Here is a 19,773-nt window from a genome sequence, read left to right as displayed (position 1 = left end):
ATACCCGTGCCATAGCCTTTTCCCTATGACGGCGGTGGAGCACGTGTTCCCTGTGACGGCGACGGAGCAAGAAGTCAGGTATCCCACGCTCTCTCCGTCGCGTGCGGCCGACTTCAAGACCTGCCCCCTGCTCTACCGTTTCCGCAGCATCGACCGGCTGCCCGAGCGCCCGACGCCCGACCAGGCCCGCGGCACGCTCGTGCACGCCGTGCTGGAGCGCCTGTTCGACCTGCCGGCGGCCGAGCGCGTGCCGGCGGCAGCCGCTGGCCTGGTGACTGGAGAGTGGGGGCGCCTCGTGGCCGAGGCGCCCGACCTGGCCGAGCTGGTCGCCGAGGGCGGCGAGGAGTTCTTCGCGTCGACCCGCCAGCTGCTCGAGGGATACTTCACTGTGGAGGATCCGCGCCGGCTGGAGCCCGCCGAGCGGGAGACCCTGATCGCCACCCTGGTCGACGAGCAGCTCCTGATCCGTGGATACGTCGACCGGCTCGACGTGTCGCCGGCGGGCGACCTACGGGTGGTCGACTACAAGACCGGCGGGGCGCCGCGCGAGGCGTTCGAGGCGCGCGCGCTGTTTCAGCTCAAGTTCTACGCGCTGGTGCTGTGGCGCACCCGCGGCGTGGTGCCGCGCGTCCTCCGCCTGCTGTACCTGCGCGACCAGGAGGTCTGCGACTACTCGCCCGACGCCGAGGAGCTGGCCCGGTTCGAGCGCACGCTGCTGGCGCTGTGGCGGGCGATCGAGCACGCGAAGACGACCCGCGACTTCCGTCCCAAGCCCAGCCGGTTGTGCGACTGGTGCAGCCACCAGGCGCTGTGCCCCGCATTCGGCGGCACCCCGCCGCCGTTCCCCGAGCCCACCCGCGAGGCCGAGCAGGAGACCAGCGCACCCGCCCTCCTCCTCGCGGAGGATGACCGCCTCGCCACCGGTGACGAAGGAGCAACACCCGTTACCGGATAGCGTCAGAACATGGCACCGGCGGAGGCTCAGTGAGCGAGCGAGCTGGCGCGTCGGCGCCTGGACTGAGTGACGCGCCGACGCAGCCGGGGCGCGGCGCGAAGGAAGGCGTCGACTTTGGCGCCGCGCGAGCGAGCGAGCCACCAAACACGGCGGTACCCCGATGGGCGAGCGTGCTGCCGTTGGGGCGGCACGCTCGGCGGAGCCTGCGCGCGGACGCGCTGCTCGCCGCCGCTGCCGTGGCCATCGAGCTGGTACTCGTCGCCACCGGCCCGGCCGACATGCGCGAGCGCGGCTGGGCGGTCGCGATCGCGAGCAGCGTCGTGTGCGCGGTACCCATCGCGATGCGTCGCGTGGCGCCCTGGGCCGCCGTCGTCCTGACCACGGCGGCGCTGGTCATCGGCGCCGTGGTCACGGTCCAGCCGGTCACCGTCGTGGTGGCGATCGTCGTGCTGACGTACTCGACGGCCGCCCACTTCCCCCTGCGCGGCGCGGTGCTCGCGCTCGCGGCGATGTGGCTGCCCGTCCTCGTGGTCAACGCCCTGACCCCCGACGCGTCCAAGCCGGAAGACATGTCGACCGGCTACATCATGTTCCTCAACGGGCTGCTCGGGATGGTGTGCTTCTTCATCGGCCGCACCGTGCACGCCCGCCGCGCCTCCACGCAGGCTTTGGAGGAGCGGGCCCGAGCCGCCGAGGAGAATCAGCGCGCCCTCGCCGAGCAGGCGGTGGCCGAGGAGCGGCGACGGATCGCCCGCGAGCTGCACGACATGGTGGCGCACCACGTGAGCGTGATGGGCGTGCTCGCCACCGGGGCCCGGCGGGTGCTGGGCCGCGACCCGGACGCCGCCGACGAGGCGCTCAGCACGATCGAAGACACCAGCCGCGCCACGCTGCGCGAGATGCGCCGCCTGCTCGACGTGCTGCGCACCGAGGCCGAGCCGGCGGCGGAGATGGCGCCGCAGCCGGGGCTCGCCGGGATCGAGTCGCTGGTGGAGCAGGTGCGCGAGGCCGGGCTGCCGGTGTCACTGCGGGTCGACGGCTCTCCCGGCTCGCTGGCGCCGGGCGTGGCGCTGACCATCTACCGTATCGTCCAGGAGGCGCTGACCAACGCGCTCAAGCACGCGGGCGCGGCCACCGCACAGGTCCGGCTCAGCTTCGGCGTGTACTGGCTCATCGTGGAGATCTTCGACACCGGGCGCGGCCCGGCACCCGGCTCCGACTACGTCGGCCACGGCCTGGTCGGGATGCGGGAGCGGGTCGCCCTGTACGGCGGCACGCTGCGCACCGGGCCCCGGCCGGGCGGCGGTTTCCGGGTGTACGCGAAGATCCCGATGGAGCAGAGCTGACCGGATTCGGCTGACGGGGGACGACGAGATGGTGGCGAGCGAAGAGCGGCCGGTGCGGATCCTGCTGGCCGACGACCAGCCGTTGCTGCGCACGGGGTTCCGCATGGTGCTGGGCGCCGAAGACGACCTCGACATCGTCGGCGAGGCCAGCGACGGCGCGGAGGCGGTCGACCTGGCCCGCCGATTGCTGCCCGACGTGGTGCTCATGGACATCCGGATGCCCCGCATGGACGGGGTGGCCGCGACCCGCTCGATCGTCGACGCGCGGCTGCCGGTGCGGGTGCTGATCCTGACCACGTTCGACCTGGACGAGTACGTGGTGGGGGCGCTGCGGGCCGGCGCGAGCGGCTTCCTCGCCAAGGATGTGCCCGCGGAGGACCTGGTGGTGGCGATCCGCACGGTCGCGGCTGGCGAGGCGGTGGTCGCCCCGCGCATCCTCAAGCGCCTGCTGGACCGGTTCGCCGACTCGCTGCCCGACCCGTCGGCCACCCCGCCGAAGGCTCTGGACTCGCTCACCGAGCGCGAGCGCGAGGTGCTGATCCAGGTGTCGAAGGGTCTGTCGAACGCGGAGATCGCGGCGGCGCTGTCGGTCAGCGAGACGACGATCAAGACCCACGTCGGGCATGTGCTGACCAAGCTGGGGCTGCGCGACCGGGTACAGGCGGTCGTGCTGGCGTACGAGACCGGGCTGGTCCGGCCGGGCGCGTAACGCCTCCTTCGCTCCTCCTCAGGGTGGAGGAGGCGGCGCCCGGTGGGCGTACCAGAAGACTCTCCCGCAGCAGGACGGCCCGGCCTGCTGCGACACCTACTCTGAGTGTCGAAGGCATTCGGGGGAAGGTCTCTTCGAGATCTTGCCGGGTGCGCTCAGGGGTGACCCTGAGCGCACCTCGGGGGTGGCCCGCACCGAAAGATGGGTCTCCGGTTCCGACCGCGGACGGACGATTTCAGCGTCCGCGGCCCCCACGATTAATGCTGCCGGCCGGGCCGACACCCCGGCCGGACCATTTGTTTTATACGAGGGGGAAGTAGTGACTGCGACGTCGGCGAGCGACACGCACGTGGCGGCCCGCGCGAGCGACGTGTGGAAGGTGTATGGCTCGGGCGAGGCCCAGGTCATCGCGTTGCGGGGGGTGACGGCCGACTTCGAGCGCGGCCGGTTCACGGCGATCATGGGGCCATCCGGCTCCGGCAAGTCCACACTGATGCACTGCTTGGCCGGGCTCGACGCGGTCACCCGGGGGCACGTCTTCATCGGCGGCACCCAGGTGACGGGGCTCGGCGACGCCGGCCTGACGAGGCTGCGCCGCGACAAGGTCGGGTTCATCTTCCAGCAGTTCAACCTGCTGCCGACCCTGACCGCTCAGGAAAACATCCTGCTGCCGCTGTCGATCGCCGGCCGCAAGCCCGACCAGGCGTGGTTCGACACGGTGATAGACACCGTCGGGCTGCGCGACCGGCTCGGCCACCGGCCCAGCCAGCTGTCCGGCGGCCAGCAGCAGCGCGTCGCCTGCGCCCGTGCGCTGGTCGCCCGTCCGGAGGTCATCTTCGCCGACGAGCCGACCGGTAACCTCGACTCCCGTTCGGGCGCCGAGGTGCTGGGCTTCCTGATGCGCTCGGTGCGCGAGTACGGCCAGACCATCGTCATGGTCACCCACGACCCGGTTGCGGCGTCCTACGCCGACCGCGTGGTGTTCCTCGCCGACGGGCAGATCGTCTCCGAGCTGCTGGACCCGACGCCCGAGGCGGTCCTCGACACCATGAAGCGGCTCGACGTGCTCACTGTCGGGGTGGCGGAGTAGATGCTGCGCGCGACCCTGAAGAGCCTGCTCGCCCGCAAGCTGCGCCTGGTGCTGTCCGGGCTGGCCGTGGTGCTGGGCGTGATGTTCGTGTCGGGAGCCTTCGTGCTCACCGACACGCTGGGCCGTTCGTTCGACGCTGTGTTCTCGAGCGCGTACTCGCAGACCGACGTCGGCGTGGCGGCCAAGCCGAAGATCGAGATCAGCGAGATGGAGGGCGAGGAGGTCCAGGCGCCGTTCCCGGCGGCGGTCCTCGACGAGGTGCGGTCGGTGCCGGGCGTGGCCAAGGCCACCGGCACGGTCTCCGCCGACGGCGCCCAGGTCATCGGCAGCAACGGCAAGGTGCTCACCTCGTTCGGGCCGCCGCAGATCGGCCAGGCGTGGACCGGCGAGGACGGCCTGACGGAGCTGCGCGAGGGGCGCGGCCCGACGGCAGACAACGAGATCGCCGTCAACGTGACGGTGGCCGACGCCGCGAAGATCAAGGTCGGCGACCAGGTGCGGGTGCAGACGCTCGAACCAGCCAAGCCGTTCACCCTTGTCGGCATCTTCGGATACAGCGGTGGCCGTGACAGCCTGGGCGGCGTCCAGGAGGTCGCGTTCACCGAGAAGGCGGCGCAGCAGCTGCTGGTCGGCGAGACCGGCGTCTACACCGGCATCACGGTCAAGGCCGACAGCGGCGTCTCGCACGCCAAGCTGCGCGACGAGATCTCCACGAAGCTCGGCAGCGGATATGAGGTGAAGACCGGACAGCAGCTCTCCGACGAGGCGTCCGACAGCCTCAAGGAGGGGCTGGCCTTCTTCAACAACATCCTGCTCGGGTTCGCCGGCGTGGCGCTGTTCGTCGGGATCTTCCTGATCCTCAACACGTTCTCGATCATCGTGGCGCAGCGCACCCGCGAGCTCGCGCTGATGCGGGCGGTCGGCGCCAGCCGAGGTCAGATGATCGGCTCGGTGCTCGTCGAGGCGATCGTCATCGGCCTGCTCGCGTCCGTGCTCGGGCTCGGCGCCGGCGTCGGCGTGGGCGCCCTGCTGGCGTACGCGTTCGGGTCGCTCGGCGGCGGGCTGGAGATGGCGTCCGTGGGCATACCACTCGCGGCGGTCATCAGCGCCTTCGTGGTCGGCCTGTTCGTCACGGTGATCGCCGCGGTGCTGCCGGCGCTGCGCGCCTCGCGCATCCCACCGGTCGCCGCCATGCAGGACGTCGCGACGCCCGACCGGCCGCTCACCAAGATCACGGTGGCCGGCGCGGTGGTCGGGGCCGTGGGCGGCGCGCTGCTCGCGCTGGGCCTCAGCGGGAACGCCGGAGACAGTACACTGTGGACGATCCTGGCCGGCGTGCTGGTGACGTTCATCGGGGTGGCCCTGCTGACCCCGCTGATCAGCAAGCCCGTCGTGGCGCTGCTCGGCCGGATCTTCTCTTGGTCGGTCCCCGGCAAGCTGGGCCGGCTCAACTCCGGCCGCAACCCGCGCCGCACCGCCATCACCGCGGCCGCGCTCATGGTGGGCATCGCGCTGGTCACGGGCGTAACGGTGATCCTCGACTCGGCCAAGGCCAGCTTCACCGCCCTGGCGGAGGAGACGATCGACGCCGAGTTGGTCATCTCCGGCACCCAGACCGGGCCGCGACCGCCGAGCTTCGACCCAGCGGTGCTCGACGAGGCCGCCAAGCTGCCGGGTGTCCAGGAGACCGCCGGCATCTACTGGGACCAGGCCAAGGTCAACGGAAAGACCGAGGGCGTCACCGCGATCAGCGACGTCGCCGCGCTCACGGACATCTACCACGCCAAGGCGACCGCTGGCACCATCAGCAGCCTCGGCGACGACCAGATGCTCGTCGACACCGACACCGCGAAGGATCTCGGGCTGTCGGTCGGCGCGTCGCTGGCGGTGCAGACCACGCGCGGCGATCCGAAGACGTACACGCTGTCGGGCATCTACGAGGCCTCCGAGCTGTACGGCGGGTTCGTGCTGCCGGTCGAGGCGGCCAAGGGGTTCGCGGTGCCGAAGCCGACCCAGGCGTACCTGAAGCTGGCGCCGGGCACGACCGTCGCCCAGGTGCAGCCGCAGGTCGAGGCGCTGCTGGCCAACAGCCCCGAGGTCTCCGTGGCCGACCGGGCGACGTTCATCGACCAGCAGACCAGCAGCCTCGACGGTGTCCTCCAGATGATCCAGATCCTGCTGGCGCTCGCGATCCTCATCGCGGTGCTCGGCATCGTCAACACGCTGGCGCTGTCGGTGCTGGAGCGGACCCGCGAGCTGGGCCTGCTGCGGGCAATCGGGCTACGCCGTGCGCAAACCATGCGCATGGTCACCGTCGAGGCCGTCGTCATCTCGATGTTCGGCGCGATCCTCGGCGTGGTCGTGGGCTCCGGGCTGGGCGCCTCCGTGGTCCGGGCGCTACGCGACCAGGGCATCGATGACCTGGTTCTCCCTTGGGCCCAGATGGGGCTGTTCGTCGCAGTGGCAGCGATCGTCGGAGTGGTCGCCGCGGTCCTGCCCGCTATCCGCGCCGCACGCCTCGACGTGCTGCGCGCGATCGCACACGAGTAGCCCGCCTCCCCGGTGGGGGCGGCCCGCTATCGCGGGCCGCCCCCGCTGTGTTTCAGCCGCCTTCCCAGCCTGCCGGGCGCAGGCCGGTCATGCTCGCGAACACCACCACGTTGTCTCGGTACGCGTGGCGGGAGGTGTCGTACGGGCCGCCGCAGGTGACCAGGCGGAGTACCGGCACCTCGACGTCGGCGTACACCCGGTCGGCCGGGAAGTGGCTCTTGGCGAACTGCTCCACCGAGCTCACCGTGAACACCGCCGTGTCGCCGTCCTGACGGGTCACCTCGACCAGGTCGCCGGGCTGGACGCGGGTGAGGTACCAGAACACGGCCACGGCCTTCTTCGAGTCGACGTGCCCCACGATCACCGCCGAGCCGCGTTCACCCGGTGACGGGCCGAGCCGGTACCAGGCGGCCCGGTGCGCCCGCTCGTAGGGCGGTATCTCCATGCGACCGTCGGGCAGCAGGCCGATCTCGTCGAGCGCGGCCCGCAGGTTGATCGACGGAATCACGATCGACGCGGGCGCCGAGCGGTCGAGCGCCGTGGCGCGCTCGACCGGTACCGGATTGACGACGTGCCGCAGGTCGTCGGGGCGCACGGGTGCCCCGGTGTTCGCGGTCGCCGGCAGGGCGGGCGGCCCGCCGGCCGCGGGATCCGTCCCGGAACGGATCTGCTGTACTCCCCAGCAGGCGACCAGGACGGTGGCCGCGGTGCCGGCCCACCAGGCGGTGTGCCTCCTATCCATCCGCGCGTCGGCGCCGCGCGACCGCGATCAGGCCGATGCCGGCGGCGCCGGCGAGCACGAGGGCGCCCGCGCCGAGCGCGACGCTGCTCGTCTGCTGGCCACCGCCGCCGGTGTCCGGCGCCCCGCTCGGCGTCACCGGCGGCGTCGTCTTCGGGACGAACCCCGTGGGGCAGGTACGCGTGAGGTTGAATTCGTCGTTCTCCCCCGCCGTACCGGTGATGTCGGCGGAGGCGGCGGTCAGCGTCCAACCGGCCGGCGTCCTGATCCACGCCTTGCTCGTGCCCTTGTCGTCGACGATGGCGCCGCCGTCCGTCGGGATGGTCAGGATCTCCTCGCCGTCCGGGGTGTCGAATGTGGCCGTGACCGACGTGAACGAGCCGAGCTGGTTCGGCTTGGGCAGCACGAAGACCCAGATGTCCTCTCCGGGGTGCGGCCCTTCCCCGAAGTTCGGACCGCAGTCCTGGCTGTCGAACCCAGCCGCTGGCGTCGGTACGTTGCCCGGGTTGATGTTGATCGTGTCGGCGGCGCGGGCGGGGCCGCCGGGCCCGACCGCGAGCACACCGGCGGCAACCGCTACACCTAGACGGACCAGCCGTGACCCCCGCATAACACCTCCAGGCAAAACGGGCAATTTTCGCGAAGCGTATGCCTGGTTGCAGGTTATGGCTGGTCAGGCCCTCGGCGTGTCGCCGTTACACCTCCAGCGGCACCGGGTGGATCTCGTCGGCCGGGTGGCCGGCCCGCTCGTGGATGCGCCGGACCGCCTCCTCGTCGGGCGCCTCCGACAGGCAGTAGATGACGCCCGCCTTCGGGTCGGCCCAGGCACGCTCGAAGACCACGCCTTCCTCGTCCTGGATCGCGAGGTCGGCGGCGTGCGCCTCCTTGAGCTGGTCGTTGGTGATGCCCACCATCCCCAGGTGGACGTCCATGAACTTGGCCATCTGCCCTGTCCTCCCTGCTGATGTCCGGCGCGGGTGCCGGGCTTCGACAATCAGCCTAGGCTCGCTCACAGCCCGTCATGGCCGCTTTTGAGCACCCCTCGTGCGGCGCGAACCGCCTCGACCGGGGACACTGGTGACCATGACGCCGCTCCGCCCGGGCCTGCGCCTCCACGACCGATTCACGCTGGTCGAACGCATCGGGCTCGGCGGCATGGCCGAGGTGTGGCGCGCCGACGACCAGGTGCTCGAACGCCCGGTCGCGGTCAAGGTGCTCGCGAGTTCGCTGTCCCGCGACCGCACGCTGCGCGCCGCCACCTGGCGGGAGGCGAAAGCCGCCGCCCGCCTCGCCCACCCGAACGTCACCCAGGTCTACGACTACGGCGAGGCACCGCTGCCCGGTGGCGGCGTCTCCCCGTACCTCGTGATGGAGCTGGTTGACGGCGAGAACCTGGCCGACCGGCTGCGACGCGCCCCGATGGCCTGGCCGGAAGCCGTGCGAACGGCTTCCGAGGTCGCGGCGGCGCTGGCCGCCGCCCACCGGCTCGGCGTCGTCCACCGCGACATCAAGCCGGGAAACGTCATGCTCACCGCCGGCGGCGCGAAGGTGCTCGACTTCGGCATCGCGGCGCTCGCCGACGGCCCCGAGCCCGACCGCGGCACGGTCGTGGGCACGCCCGGGTACGTGGCGCCGGAGGTCCTCGCCGGCGCGCCCGCGAGGCCGGCCAGCGACGTGTACGCGCTGGGCGTGGTGCTCTACGAGGCGCTGACCCGCCGCCCGCCAAGCCTGGTGATGAGTTTCGCCGAGGCGGCCTCGGCTGCCCCGCTGCCGCCTCCCGACGTCCCGCCGGAGGTGGCGAGGCTGTGCGAGGCCTTGATGTCCTTCCACCCGGGAGACCGCCCACGCGCGGCCGAGGCGGCGTCACGCCTGGCGGCTTTCGCCCGCACCGCTCCCACCGTCGACACGCCGGTCTCGCCGTCGCCGCCGGCCACCCTCGTCGCGCCACCGCCCACCCTGTTCGCGGCGCCGCCCGATCGGGGCGGGGCGAATCGGTTGCTGCTGGCCGGGTTGGCTGGGGGGATCATCGCGATCGGTCTGGCCCTGACGATCATCGCCGCCGCGTTGTTGTCCGGGTCCGGTGAGCCGTCCCGCCTCGGCGGTGGCCCGTCGACTTCGCCGACCACGGCCGCCGCTCCGCCGAGCTCGCCCCGTCCCTCCCCTACCGGGTCGACGGCTGTCATCAACGCGCTCGACAACACGGTCACGGCGGCGCTCGGCGCCGGCCGGATCGATGCCGAAGCCGCTCGCAAGCTGCGCGACCGCCTCGACCGGCTGCGTGAGGAGGCCGCCGGCGACCGCCCCGAGCGCGACGTACGCAAGCAGGCAGGCGAACTCGCCAAAGACCTCGACGAGCAGCTCAAGAAGGGGCGCATCGACCGCCAGACCGCCGACGAGCTCAGGGCCCTGCTCCGCCCCCTCCTCGCCTGACGGCTCGTCAGTGGGCGGGCTTGAGGATCAAACCCGACAGGAAGTCCAGGTCCGCACCGGTCAGGCTCTCCAGCAGGTGTACGCCGTCCGCCACGTCCAGCGGCACCTCGTTCGGCACGCCGAGCACCGCGGCACCGGCCGCGAGCGCGCTCGCCACACCCGTCGGCGAGTCCTCGATGGCGACACAGCGCTCGATCGGCACACCCAGCAGCTCGGCCGCCCGCCGGTACGGCTCGGGGTCGGGCTTGGGCGCCCGCACCTCGTCGCCGGCGACCACGACATCGAAGTTGTCGCGCCCGAGAGTGTCGAGCGCGATGTCGACGAGCGGCCGACCGGTCGACGTGACCAGCGCCGTCGGCACCGCCGCCGCGCGCACCGCCTCGATCAGCGCGAGGGCGCCCGGCCGCCACACCAGCCCGGTGCGGAACAGGTCGGTCATGCGACGCTCCACCCAGCGGTAGCTCTCGTCCGGGTCGCGCCACTCCTGGCCCAGGTCGGTGTGCAGGATGCGCATCGAGACGCCAGGGTTCATGCCCACCATGGAGATGCGCGCCTGCGCGGAGAGCGTGCCACCGTAGTGGACGGCCAGCTCGCTGAGGGCGGTGTCCCACAGCCGTTCGCTGTCAACGAGCGTGCCGTCCATGTCGAAGAGCACGGCGGCCAGCCGGGGGGTCGTCCTGGTCACCCTCCGATCATCCCCGAAGGACCACCAATGACCCTCGCGCTTGTGGCCCATCCCTCACCCACCCGCCCCTCGCGGCGGCCCTCCCCCGCCCGCCGCCCCGTCCGCCGCCCCGCACGGCGCCCCGCACGGCGCGCGCCCCTCCCCTTGCCGTCGATCAAGGGCAAACGCACGTGGTTCGATCTCTAAACCGCGTGCGTTTGCCCTTGATCCATGCAATCGCCCTTGATCTGTGTCGAGATGCCGCCTCGCCGCGGGAGGCGACCGCCGCCGTGGATCCGCTCGGGCTCCGCGCGTATCGAGCAGGGCGTGGGTCGCGCGCGGCACGGGGTTCGGAACCACACTCTGCTGGTCACGGCGCCCGAACGGTCTCCGGCCGCTGCTGGCGCGCCCGGCACCGCGGAGCGGCGGGCCGCGGACCGCCCGCCCTTGACAACCGCGCGTGACAATTTCTCCGCGACCGGCGTGGCGCGGCCGGCGTGGCGCCCGCCGGGGCAGTGATCTTCGTACGAGTGTCCGAGAATTTGATGTGTGCGGGAGGTGTTGGAGCAGCTCAGGAGCGTCACCGGTCAGTGCGCCGGCACCCCGGCGTGGTCGCTGCTCGACGCCGACCTCACCGACGCCCTGCAGGCGGTGCACGACGCCGAGCAGATGCTCGCCGCCGCCAAACTCCACCTGATCCGGGAGATCGACGGCCGCGGCCTGCCCATCACACAGGAGGCCAGCAGCACCCCGGTCTGGCTCCGCGGTCGCCTGCACATCAGCATCCACGCCGCACGACGCGCGGTCGACCTGGCCCGCGCCCTCGATCAGCGCCTGGTCCTGGACGCCGCCCTGTCCGACGCGACACTCAACGTGGAGCAGGCCCAGCTGATCGCCAGGACGCTGGCCGACCTGGCCGACCAGGCGCCAGCCGACATCGTGGACGCGGCCGAGAAAACCCTGCTCGAGCAGTACGCCGACTGGGAACCCGGCGTACTGCGGCGGATCACCGACCGGATCCTGGCCCACGTCGCCCCCGACATCGCCGAAGACGCCGACCGGAAAGCCACCGAACGCGACGAAAAACGGGCCCAGCAAACTCGCGGGTTCACGATGACCAACAACGGCGACGGCAGATACCGGGTCACCGGCTGGCTCGACACCGAAGCCGCCGCCATCGTCGACGCCGCCTTTGACCCACTATGCAAGCCCGACAACGATCGCACGGCCACCCAACGCCGCGCCGACGCCCTCGTCGAAGTGTGCCGGCTCGCCCTACACACCGAGCAGCTCCCCGCCAACGGCGGCGACCGGCCACAAATCGTGGTCACCGTCCCCTACGACGTGATCCGCAACCAGCTGCGAGACGGGCAGCTGGACACTGGGGAACGCCTCAGCGCCGAACAGGTCCGCAAGCTGGCGTGCGACGCGCAGATCATTCCCGCCGTCCTCGGCGGCGACGGACAACTGCTCGACGTCGGGAAGTCGCGACGGCTGTTCACCGGGCCGCTGCGAAGGGCGCTGGTCGTGCGGGACGGCGGGTGCGCGTTCCCAGGCTGTGAACGGCCACCACGCTGGTGCGACGCCCACCACATCCAAGCCTGGTCCGCTGGCGGACCGACCTGTGTGGACAACGGCGTCCTGCTGTGTGGATACCACCACCGGCTCATCCACCGCGGCGAGTGGCAAGTCCGCCTCGGCACAGACGGCAGACCCGAGTTCATCCCACCGTACTATGTGGACTCTGAGCGGAAGCCGCGGCGAAAACCTGTCATCCCAGGCTGCACGTATCCAGGGACTTCTGGTAGCCGCTGAAGAACGAGTCGGCGCGCTGCTCGGCGGTGCCGTGCGCGCCTGACTCGAACCACGGCTGCCCCGGGTCGTCGCCGACCGCGAGCAGGCCCTGCTGGAGCTCGTCGATGTCGCCGTCATCGAGGCGCAGGGCCTTCGCGCGGACCGAGTCGCCCATGTACGCGCCGGCCATGCAGTCGGCCTGGAGCTCCTGCTGGATCGTGAACCGGTACTGGATGCCGAGGCGCACCTGGATGCCATGGGCGTACTCGTGCCCGAGCAGGTAGAAGACGAACGCGTCGCCGATCTGGCGGAAGGCGGACACCGCCCAGTTCACGTCGTACGCGATGAAGTCGCCGCCGGAGCAGTACGCCGCGTTGTTGCGGGTCAACGGCTGGCCGCCGCACTCCACCTCGCCGTCGCGCTGGTACGCGATGACCCGCCGGATCGGCCGGAAGCCTTCGACCCGCTCCTCCCAGTACGCTTCGGCGACCTCGACGGCGCCTTGGACGTCGCGCTGGAACTCGTCGATGCTCATCGTGCCGTCTTCCTGCTCGCCGGGGACCGTCGAACCGGGCGACACCTCGGGTGGAGCACCGGGGTCCCCGGAAGGCTCGACGAGACACGCCGATGCGAGCAGGACAAGGGCGAGCAGGGCGACTGCCGAGGCGGGCCTCGCCCACGATCGTTGAAACATCATCACCGCCGCAGGGTCGCCGGGCTCTGACCGTAACGCTGTTGTGGAAGTACCCAGAAAGCGTGCGGTCATCCACGAGGTCCAGCGACGCCTGGCCGGTCCGCACCGGAGAGCTGCTCGGAGCGCTCGTCGCGGATCGCCTGGACCACGACATCGGCGCTCTGACGATCAGCTGCGTGCCGCGGCCACTGGCACGTCGGAGCTGATGCCTACTTGGCGTTGAAGTAGTTGGCCTCCGGGTGGTGGACGACGATCGCGTCGGTGGCCTGCTCGGGCACCAGCTGGAACTCCTCCGACAGCTGCACCCCGATACGAGAAGCGTCGAGCAGGTCGACGATCTTCGCCCGGTCTTCGAGGTCGGGGCAGGCCGGGTAGCCGAACGCATACCGGCAGCCGCGGTAGTCGGTGCGCAGCAGGCCGGCGAGGTCGGTCGGGTCGGTGTCGGCGACGGTGCCGCCGCCGGGCAGCACCAGCTCGGCGCGGACGCGCTTGTGCCAGTACTCGGCCAGGGCCTCGGTGAGCTGCACGGACAGGCCGTGCACCTCGAGGTAGTCGCGGTATTCGTTGCGGGCGAACATCTTCGCGGTGTACTCGCTGACCGGGTGGCCGATCGTCACGAGTTGCAGGGCGACGACGTCGAGCGAGTCGCTGCGGGGCTTGAAGAAGTCGGCCAGGCACAGGCGCCGCTCCTGGCGCTGGCGCGGGAACGTGAACCGCGCCCGCTCGGCGTGCCCGTTTTCGTCGAGCACGACGAGGTCGTTGCCCTCCGAGTACGCCGGGAAGTAGCCGTAGACCACGGCCGCTTCGAGGACCTTGTCGCTGATCAGGCGGTCGAGCCAGTAGCGCAGGCGCGGCCGGCCCTCGGTCTCGACCAGCTCCTCATAGGACGGTCCGGAGCCGCCGCGGCTGCCGCGCAGGCCCCATTGCCCGAGGAAGGTGGCCCGCTCGTCCAGCAGCGCCGCGTAGTCGGCGAGCGCGATGCCGCGCACCACTCGGGTGCCGAAGAAGGGTGGCGCCGGTACGTCGACCTCGGTCGCTACGTCTGACCGTACCGACGAATCATTGAGGTCGGGCAGCGACTCGCTGACGATGGCCCGCTGGCGCTCGCGCCGCGCCCGCCGCGCGGCGAGTGCCTCTTCGCGCGCGGGGTCGACGACGGGGGCCTCGCCGCGCTTGGCGGCCATGACCCGCTCCATGAGCGACAGGCCCTCGAACGCGTCGCGCGCGTAGTGCACCTGGCCGGCGAACATGGAGCGCAGGTCGTCCTCGACGTACGCGCGGGTGAGCGCGGCGCCGCCCAGCAGCACCGGCCAGCGGTCGGCGACGCCGCGGGTGGCCATCTCCTGGAGGTTTTCCTTCATGATGACCGTGCTCTTGACCAGCAGGCCGGACATGCCGATCGCGTCGGCGTTGTGCTGCTCGGCGGCGTCGAGGATCGCGTTGATCGGCTGCTTGATGCCGATGTTGACGACCTCGTACCCGTTGTTGGACAGGATGATGTCGACCAGGTTCTTGCCGATGTCGTGCACGTCGCCGCGCACCGTGGCAAGCACGATGCGGCCCTTGCCACCGTCGTCGGCCTTGTCCATGTGCGGTTCGAGGTAGGCCACGGAGGTCTTCATGACCTCGGCGGACTGGAGCACGAACGGCAGCTGCATCTGGCCGGAGCCAAAGAGCTCGCCGACCACCTTCATGCCGTCGAGCAGGATGTCGTTGATGATCGCCAGGGCGGTGCGGGTCTCCAGCGCGGCATCGAGGTCGGCCTCCAGGCCGTTGCGCTCGCCGTCGATGATGCGGCGCTTGAGGCGTTCGTCGAGGGGCAGGGCCGCCAGCTCCTCGGCCCGCGACGCCCGCGCGGACGCCGCGTCGACGCCCTCGAATATCTCGATGAAGCGCTGTAGCGGGTCGTAGCCCTCCCGCCGCCGGTCGTAGACCAGGTCGAGGGCGATCTCACGCTGCTCGTCGGGGATCTTCGACATCGGCAGGATCTTGCTGGCGTGCACGATCGCGCTGGTCAGGCCGGCCTGCACGCACTCGTGCAGGAAGACCGAGTTGAGCACCTGGCGGGCGGCCGCGTTGAGGCCGAACGACACGTTGGAGATGCCGAGCGTGAAGTTGATGCCCGGATACTTGCGGGCGATCTCGCGGATCGCCTCGATGGTCTCGATGGCGTCGCGGCGGGTCTCCTCCTGGCCGGTCGAGATCGGGAACGTCAGGCAGTCGACCAGGATGTCGGACACCGGCAGGCCCCAGCGGCCCGTCAGGTCGTCGATCAGGCGGGACGCGACCCGCACCTTCCACTCGGCGGTGCGCGCCTGGCCCTCCTCGTCGATGGTCAGCGCGACCACCGCGGCGCCGTGCTCCTGCACGATCGGCATGATCCGCGCGTATCGCGACTCGGGGCCGTCGCCGTCTTCGAAGTTGACCGAGTTGACCACGCACCGGCCGCCGAGCATCTCCAGGCCGGCCTCGATCACGTTCGGCTCCGTGGAGTCGAGCATGATCGGCAGCGTGGAGGCGGTGGCGAACCGGCCCGCCAGCTCACGCATGTCCTGCGCGCCATCGCGGCCCACGTAGTCGACGCACAGGTCGAGCAGGTGCGAGCCGTCGCGGGCCTGGCCACGGGCGATCTCGACGCACGCGTGGTAGTCGCCGGCCAGCATCGCGTCGCGGAACGCCTTGGAACCGTTCGCGTTGGTGCGCTCGCCGACCATCAGCACGCTTGCGTCCTGCGCGAACGGCACGTGGTGGTACAGCGAGGCCACGCCGGCCTCGACCTGCGGGGCGCGCGGGCCCGCGGCCGCGCCGCGCAACCGGTCGGAGACCGCCCGGATGTGCGCGGGCGTCGTGCCGCAGCAGCCGCCGACCAGGCCGACGCCGTACTCGTTGACGAACCGGTCCAGCGCCTCCGCCAGCTCGTCCGGCGTCAACGGATACCGGGCGCCGTCGGCGGTCAGCTCCGGCAGGCCCGCGTTCGGCATCACCGACAGCGGCACGCGGGCGTGCTGCGACAGGTAGCGCAGGTGCTCGGTCATCTCGGCGGGGCCGGTCGCGCAGTTCAGGCCGACCAGGTCGATGCCCAGCGGCTCCAGCGCGGTCAGCGCGGCGCCGATCTCGCTGCCCAGCAGCATCGTGCCGGTGGTCTCGACGGTGACGTGGCAGATCAGCGGCACCGTGCGGCCGATGTCGGCCATCGCGCGCCGGGAGCCGATCACGGCGGCCTTGGTCTGGAGCAGGTCCTGGCAGGTCTCGACGATCAGCGCGTCGGCGCCGCCGACGATCAGGCCGGCGGCGTTTTCCTGGTAGGCGTCGCGGAGCGCGGCGTACGGCGCGTGGCCCAGCGTCGGCAGCTTGGTGCCGGGACCGATCGAGCCCAGCACGAACCGTGGCCGGTCAGGCGTCGTCCACCGGTCGGCGGCCTCCCGGGCGATCCGGGCACCCGCCTCGGCCAGCTCGCGGATGCGGTGCGGGATGTCGTACTCACCGAGCGCGGCCAGGTTGGTGCCGAACGTATTGGTCTCGACGCAGTCGGCGCCGGCCTCCAGGTATGCCTCGTGGACCCCCCTGACCACGTCGGGGCGGGTCACGTTGAGCACCTCGTTGCAGCCCTCTAGACCCTGGAAGTCGTCATCAACATCCAGGTCAGCGGCTTGCAGCATGGTGCCCATCGCCCCGTCGGCGATGAGGATGCGGTCGGCGAGCGCGTCGATCAACGAAGTCGGCACGGTCCAAGGCTATCGTTCCCGACTCGCCGCCCGGGCCCACCCACCCGGCTTCGCGACCCGCCCGACGGGGTTGGCCACCGGGCCCAGGTCGGCTCGGCAACGTAGTCTGGCTCTCGTGACCGAGTTTGACGGGTTGCCGGTGCTGCGATCCCCCGTGGCGATCGCCGCGTTCGAGGGGTGGAACGACGCTGCCGACGCTTCCACGGCCGCGGTCGAGCACCTGGAACAGGTGTGGGAGGCGCGCCAGGTGGCGGCGCTCGACCCGGAGGACTTCTACGACTTCCAGGTGAGCCGCCCGACGATCACGATGGCCGAGGGCGAGACCCGCCGGATCGAGTGGCCGACCACCCGGTTCATGGCGGCCAGCCCGCCCGGCACCGAGCGTGACGTCGTGCTGATCCGCGGCATAGAGCCGAGCATGCGCTGGCGCACGTTCTGCGAGCAGGTGCTGGAGATCTGCCACAGCCTGGAGGTCAACCGGGTGGTGCTGCTCGGCGCGCTGCTCGCCGACGTGCCGTACACCCGGCCGCTGCCGATCAGCGGCACGGCGTCCGACAAGACGGCCGCCGAGCGGTACCAGTTGACGCCGACCCGGTACGACGGGCCGACCGGGATCGTCGGGGTGCTCCAGGACGCGTGCACGACCGCCGAGGTCGACGCGGTGTCGTTCTGGGTGCACGTGCCCCACTACGCCAACAACCCGCCTTGCCCCAAGGCGACGCAGGCGCTGCTGCACCGGATCGAAGACGTGCTCGACCTGCCGGTGCCGATGGCCGACCTCGCCGAGGAGGCCGCCGAGTGGGAGCAGCGGGTGCGCACGGCGGCCGAGCAGGATGCCGAGTTGGGCGAGTACGTGCGCGAGTTGGAGGAGCGGGTCGGCGACGCGGGCATCCAGCCGCTGACCGGCGACGAGATCGCCCAGGAGTTCGAGAAGTACCTGCGCCGCCGCGGCGGCTCAGCCGGCCCGACGGCCGGTTCCTGGTAGACGCTTCGCGTGTCGGGGTGCGGGCATCACGGCCCGTAAAGCATCCTAGTCTGCTATGAGTATCAATCCTGGGGCCGCCGAGTTCCCCCACCGGCAGATCGCGGATCAGCTGCGGGAGCGGATCCGGCGGGGCGACTGGGGGCCGGGCGAGCGGCTGCCGTCCATCCCGGCGATCGCCGAGATGTTCGGGGTGGCGAAGCAGACCGTCCAGCGCACCGTCGACCAGCTCCGCGTCGAGGGCCTGCTGATCACCAAGCCCGGCTCGGGCACCTACGTGCGCGGCACCAAGCGGCGCCTCAACCGCCTCTCGCGGGGGCGGTACGGCGGCTTCCGCGGGTACCACGCCGACCTGGCCGCCCGGTACCGGCAGCACCTCGTGGAGGTCGGGCGGGCGCCGGCGCCGCCGGAGGTGGCGGACGCGTTCGGGGTGCGCGACGGCACGGAGTTGATCGTGCGGCGGCACCTCGTGCGCACCGAGGACGTGCCGGTCGAGGTGGGCGCGTCGTGGTTTCGGGTGGAGGACGCGGCGGGCACCTCCCTGGAGCGGCGGGAGGCGTTCGGCCGGCCGCTCTACCAGGAGGCCGAGGAGGCGACCGGGCGCCCGTACGCGTCGGCGACCGACACGCTCAGCGCCCGCCAGCCGAGCCGCGAGGAGGCGGAGATCCTCCAGATCCGCCCCGACACCCCTGTGCTCCATCTCCTCCACGTCGCGTTCGACGCTGGGCATAAACCGGTGGAGGTGGCCCAGGCGACCTGGCCCGGTCCGATGACGACTCTCACGGAGGAGTACAAGATCCCGGGACCGGCCCCGGACCCGGACCCCGACCCGGGCCTCACGCTGGGGTGATCAGAGGCGGACGCCAAGGAGCGCGTCCACCGCGCGCGCGACGAGCGGCGGAGCCGCCTCGTCGTCGCCGGCGCCCGCCAGCGTCGCGTCGGCCCACGTGTCCAGCAGTGTCAGGGCACCCGGCGTGTCGAGGTCGTCGGCGAGCCTGGCGCGGACGCCCGCCAGCAGGGCGGCGCCCGACGGGGCGTGCGACGCGGCGGCCGCGTCGCGCCAGCGGCCCAGGCGCTGCTCGGCGGTCTTGAGCAGGTCGTCGGTCCACTGGCGGTCGGCGCGGTAGTGGTCGGCGAGCAGCGCCAGCCGCAGCGCCATCGGATCGACGTGGTCGGCGCGCAGCCGGGACACGAAGACCAGGTTGCCCTTCGACTTTGACATCTTGTCGCCGTCGAGCCCGATCATCCCCGCGTGCACATAGTGCGCGGCGAACGGCGCCTCGCCGGTGAGGCGTTCGGCGTGGGCGGCGGAGCACTCGTGATGGGGAAAGAGCAGGTCGTTGCCGCCGCCCTGCACGTCGATCGTGGCGCCGAGCAGGTCGAGGGCGATGGAGGCGCACTCGATGTGCCAGCCGGGCCGGCCGGGGCCGAGCGGGCCGCCGTCCCACGCGGGCTCGCCGTCGCGGGCGCCGCGCCACAGCAGCGGGTCGAGCGGATCGCGCTTGCCTGGGCGTTCCGGGTCGCCGCCGCGCTCGGCCGCGAAGACGAGCATCTGCTCGCGGGTCAGGTTCGACTCGTACCCGAAGCGTGGCGTCGAGGCGATGTCGAAGTACACGTCTTCGTCGAGGCGGTACGCGGCGCCCTCGTCGAGCAGCGTGGTCACCTTCGCCACGATCGCGGGGATCGACTCGACCGCGCCCACGTAGTGCTGGGGCGGGATGATCCGCAGCGCCTCCATGTCTTCGCGGAAGAGGGCGGTCTCGCGCATGCCGAGCACGACCCAGTCTTCACCGTCGCGGGCGGCGCGCTCCAGCAGCGGGTCGTCGATGTCGGTGACGTTCTGGACGTAGGTGACCGGGCGGCCGGCGTCGAGCCACATCCGCTGGACCAGGTCGAACGTGATCATCGTCGCGGCGTGGCCGAGGTGCGTGGCGTCGTACGGTGTGATGCCGCACACGTACATCGTGGCCGGGCCGGAGGCGGCGGTGGGGTGCACGCTGCGGCGCGCCGAGTCGAACAACGCGAGCGGCTGCCCGCCGCCCGGCAACCGCGGCACCTCGTGCCCGATCCAGGAATCCATGCGCCAAGCCTAACC

Annotated in this window: 16 protein-coding genes; 9 read left to right on the top strand and 7 right to left on the bottom strand. The window is 71.5% G+C overall.

Annotation, left to right across the window (positions count from 1 at the left end; genetic code table 11):
- Positions 1-25: 25 nt before the first annotated feature.
- The 5 genes from V6V89_RS12030 to V6V89_RS12010 all read left to right on the top strand — a co-directional run bounded on the left by V6V89_RS12030 (position 26) and on the right by V6V89_RS12010 (position 6,650).
- On the top strand, positions 26-955 hold the full coding sequence (locus V6V89_RS12030) for a RecB family exonuclease (RefSeq protein ID WP_334619125.1): 930 nt from the start codon (positions 26-28) through the stop codon (positions 953-955).
- 29 nt (positions 956-984) lie between these two features.
- Complete coding sequence (locus V6V89_RS12025; RefSeq protein WP_334619124.1) at positions 985-2,301, top strand: sensor histidine kinase; 1,317 nt, start codon at positions 985-987, stop codon at positions 2,299-2,301.
- A 28-nt stretch (positions 2,302-2,329) separates the two neighbouring features.
- The gene (locus V6V89_RS12020; RefSeq protein ID WP_334619123.1) at positions 2,330-3,010 is read left to right on the top strand and encodes a response regulator transcription factor; all 681 of its coding nucleotides are present in this window, start codon (positions 2,330-2,332) and stop codon (positions 3,008-3,010) included.
- Positions 3,011-3,329: 319 nt separating this feature from the next.
- Complete coding sequence (locus V6V89_RS12015) at positions 3,330-4,100, top strand: ABC transporter ATP-binding protein (RefSeq protein ID WP_334619122.1); 771 nt, start codon at positions 3,330-3,332, stop codon at positions 4,098-4,100.
- Complete coding sequence (locus V6V89_RS12010; RefSeq protein ID WP_334619121.1) at positions 4,101-6,650, top strand: ABC transporter permease; 2,550 nt, start codon at positions 4,101-4,103, stop codon at positions 6,648-6,650.
- Positions 6,651-6,702: 52 nt separating this feature from the next.
- Here the strand turns inward: V6V89_RS12010 and V6V89_RS12005 are convergent, their stop codons facing one another.
- The 3 genes from V6V89_RS12005 to V6V89_RS11995 all read right to left on the bottom strand — a co-directional run bounded on the left by V6V89_RS12005 (position 6,703) and on the right by V6V89_RS11995 (position 8,333).
- The gene (locus V6V89_RS12005) at positions 6,703-7,392 is read right to left on the bottom strand and encodes a class F sortase (RefSeq protein WP_334619120.1); all 690 of its coding nucleotides are present in this window, start codon (positions 7,390-7,392) and stop codon (positions 6,703-6,705) included.
- The gene (locus V6V89_RS12000; protein ID WP_334619119.1) at positions 7,385-7,999 is read right to left on the bottom strand and encodes a hypothetical protein; all 615 of its coding nucleotides are present in this window, start codon (positions 7,997-7,999) and stop codon (positions 7,385-7,387) included. Before V6V89_RS12000 ends, V6V89_RS12005 begins: the two co-directional genes overlap by 8 nt.
- A gap of 85 nt (positions 8,000-8,084) precedes the next feature.
- A complete protein-coding gene (locus V6V89_RS11995) occupies positions 8,085-8,333 on the bottom strand; it encodes an SCO4226 family nickel-binding protein (RefSeq protein ID WP_334619118.1) in 249 nt (82 codons plus the stop codon).
- 139 nt (positions 8,334-8,472) lie between these two features.
- Here V6V89_RS11995 and V6V89_RS11990 point away from each other — a divergent pair, with 139 nt between their 5' ends.
- Positions 8,473-9,819, top strand: coding sequence for a serine/threonine-protein kinase (locus V6V89_RS11990; RefSeq protein WP_334619117.1), 1,347 nt, complete (start codon positions 8,473-8,475; stop codon positions 9,817-9,819).
- A 7-nt stretch (positions 9,820-9,826) separates the two neighbouring features.
- Here the strand turns inward: V6V89_RS11990 and V6V89_RS11985 are convergent, their stop codons facing one another.
- Positions 9,827-10,474 carry an HAD family hydrolase gene (locus V6V89_RS11985; RefSeq protein ID WP_334619218.1) on the bottom strand — a complete coding sequence of 216 codons (648 nt, stop codon included), beginning with the start codon at positions 10,472-10,474 and terminating at the stop codon, positions 9,827-9,829.
- A 558-nt stretch (positions 10,475-11,032) separates the two neighbouring features.
- Between V6V89_RS11985 and V6V89_RS11980 the strand changes: the two genes are divergently transcribed.
- Positions 11,033-12,298, top strand: a complete 1,266-nt coding sequence (locus V6V89_RS11980; protein WP_334619116.1) for an HNH endonuclease signature motif containing protein — start codon at positions 11,033-11,035, stop codon at positions 12,296-12,298.
- Here V6V89_RS11980 and V6V89_RS11975 read toward each other — a convergent pair.
- Both V6V89_RS11975 and metH read right to left on the bottom strand, forming a co-directional pair.
- Positions 12,255-12,971 carry a neutral zinc metallopeptidase gene (locus V6V89_RS11975; protein WP_334619216.1) on the bottom strand — a complete coding sequence of 239 codons (717 nt, stop codon included), beginning with the start codon at positions 12,969-12,971 and terminating at the stop codon, positions 12,255-12,257. The two genes, V6V89_RS11980 and V6V89_RS11975, sit on opposite strands and share 44 nt — an antisense overlap.
- Before the next feature lie 209 nt (positions 12,972-13,180).
- The gene (metH, locus tag V6V89_RS11970; RefSeq protein ID WP_442935124.1) at positions 13,181-16,684 is read right to left on the bottom strand and encodes a methionine synthase; all 3,504 of its coding nucleotides are present in this window, start codon (positions 16,682-16,684) and stop codon (positions 13,181-13,183) included.
- A gap of 127 nt (positions 16,685-16,811) precedes the next feature.
- Between metH and V6V89_RS11965 the strand changes: the two genes are divergently transcribed.
- Positions 16,812-17,681 (top strand): PAC2 family protein, encoded by an 870-nt coding sequence (locus V6V89_RS11965; RefSeq protein ID WP_334619114.1) that lies wholly within the window; start codon positions 16,812-16,814, stop codon positions 17,679-17,681.
- A gap of 55 nt (positions 17,682-17,736) precedes the next feature.
- Entirely contained in the window at positions 17,737-18,528 is a 792-nt protein-coding gene (locus V6V89_RS11960) for a GntR family transcriptional regulator (RefSeq protein ID WP_334619113.1), read from the top strand.
- Here V6V89_RS11960 and mshC read toward each other — a convergent pair whose 3' ends face one another.
- On the bottom strand, positions 18,529-19,758 hold the full coding sequence (gene mshC / locus V6V89_RS11955; protein ID WP_334619112.1) for a cysteine--1-D-myo-inosityl 2-amino-2-deoxy-alpha-D-glucopyranoside ligase: 1,230 nt from the start codon (positions 19,756-19,758) through the stop codon (positions 18,529-18,531).
- Positions 19,759-19,773: the final 15 nt, after the last annotated feature.

It is taken from the genome of Micromonospora sp. CPCC 206061 (assembly GCF_036906915.1).
Taxonomy (GTDB): domain Bacteria; phylum Actinomycetota; class Actinomycetes; order Mycobacteriales; family Micromonosporaceae; genus Phytohabitans.
Note: the sequence above shows the minus strand (reverse complement) of the source record. Positions and strands in the feature narration are given on the sequence as shown.

Coding starts and splice junctions, on each gene's coding strand:
- V6V89_RS12010 (WP_334619121.1), top strand. CDS start 4,101: ATGCTGCGCGCGACCCTGAAGAGCCTGCTCGCCCGCAAGCTGCGCCTG.
- V6V89_RS11960 (WP_334619113.1), top strand. CDS start 17,737: ATGAGTATCAATCCTGGGGCCGCCGAGTTCCCCCACCGGCAGATCGCG.
- V6V89_RS11975 (WP_334619216.1), bottom strand. CDS start 12,971: ATGTTTCAACGATCGTGGGCGAGGCCCGCCTCGGCAGTCGCCCTGCTC.
- V6V89_RS12005 (WP_334619120.1), bottom strand. CDS start 7,392: ATGGATAGGAGGCACACCGCCTGGTGGGCCGGCACCGCGGCCACCGTC.
- V6V89_RS11990 (WP_334619117.1), top strand. CDS start 8,473: ATGACGCCGCTCCGCCCGGGCCTGCGCCTCCACGACCGATTCACGCTG.
- V6V89_RS12020 (WP_334619123.1), top strand. CDS start 2,330: ATGGTGGCGAGCGAAGAGCGGCCGGTGCGGATCCTGCTGGCCGACGAC.
- mshC (WP_334619112.1), bottom strand. CDS start 19,758: ATGGATTCCTGGATCGGGCACGAGGTGCCGCGGTTGCCGGGCGGCGGG.
- V6V89_RS12000 (WP_334619119.1), bottom strand. CDS start 7,999: ATGCGGGGGTCACGGCTGGTCCGTCTAGGTGTAGCGGTTGCCGCCGGT.
- V6V89_RS11995 (WP_334619118.1), bottom strand. CDS start 8,333: ATGGCCAAGTTCATGGACGTCCACCTGGGGATGGTGGGCATCACCAAC.
- V6V89_RS12030 (WP_334619125.1), top strand. CDS start 26: ATGACGGCGGTGGAGCACGTGTTCCCTGTGACGGCGACGGAGCAAGAA.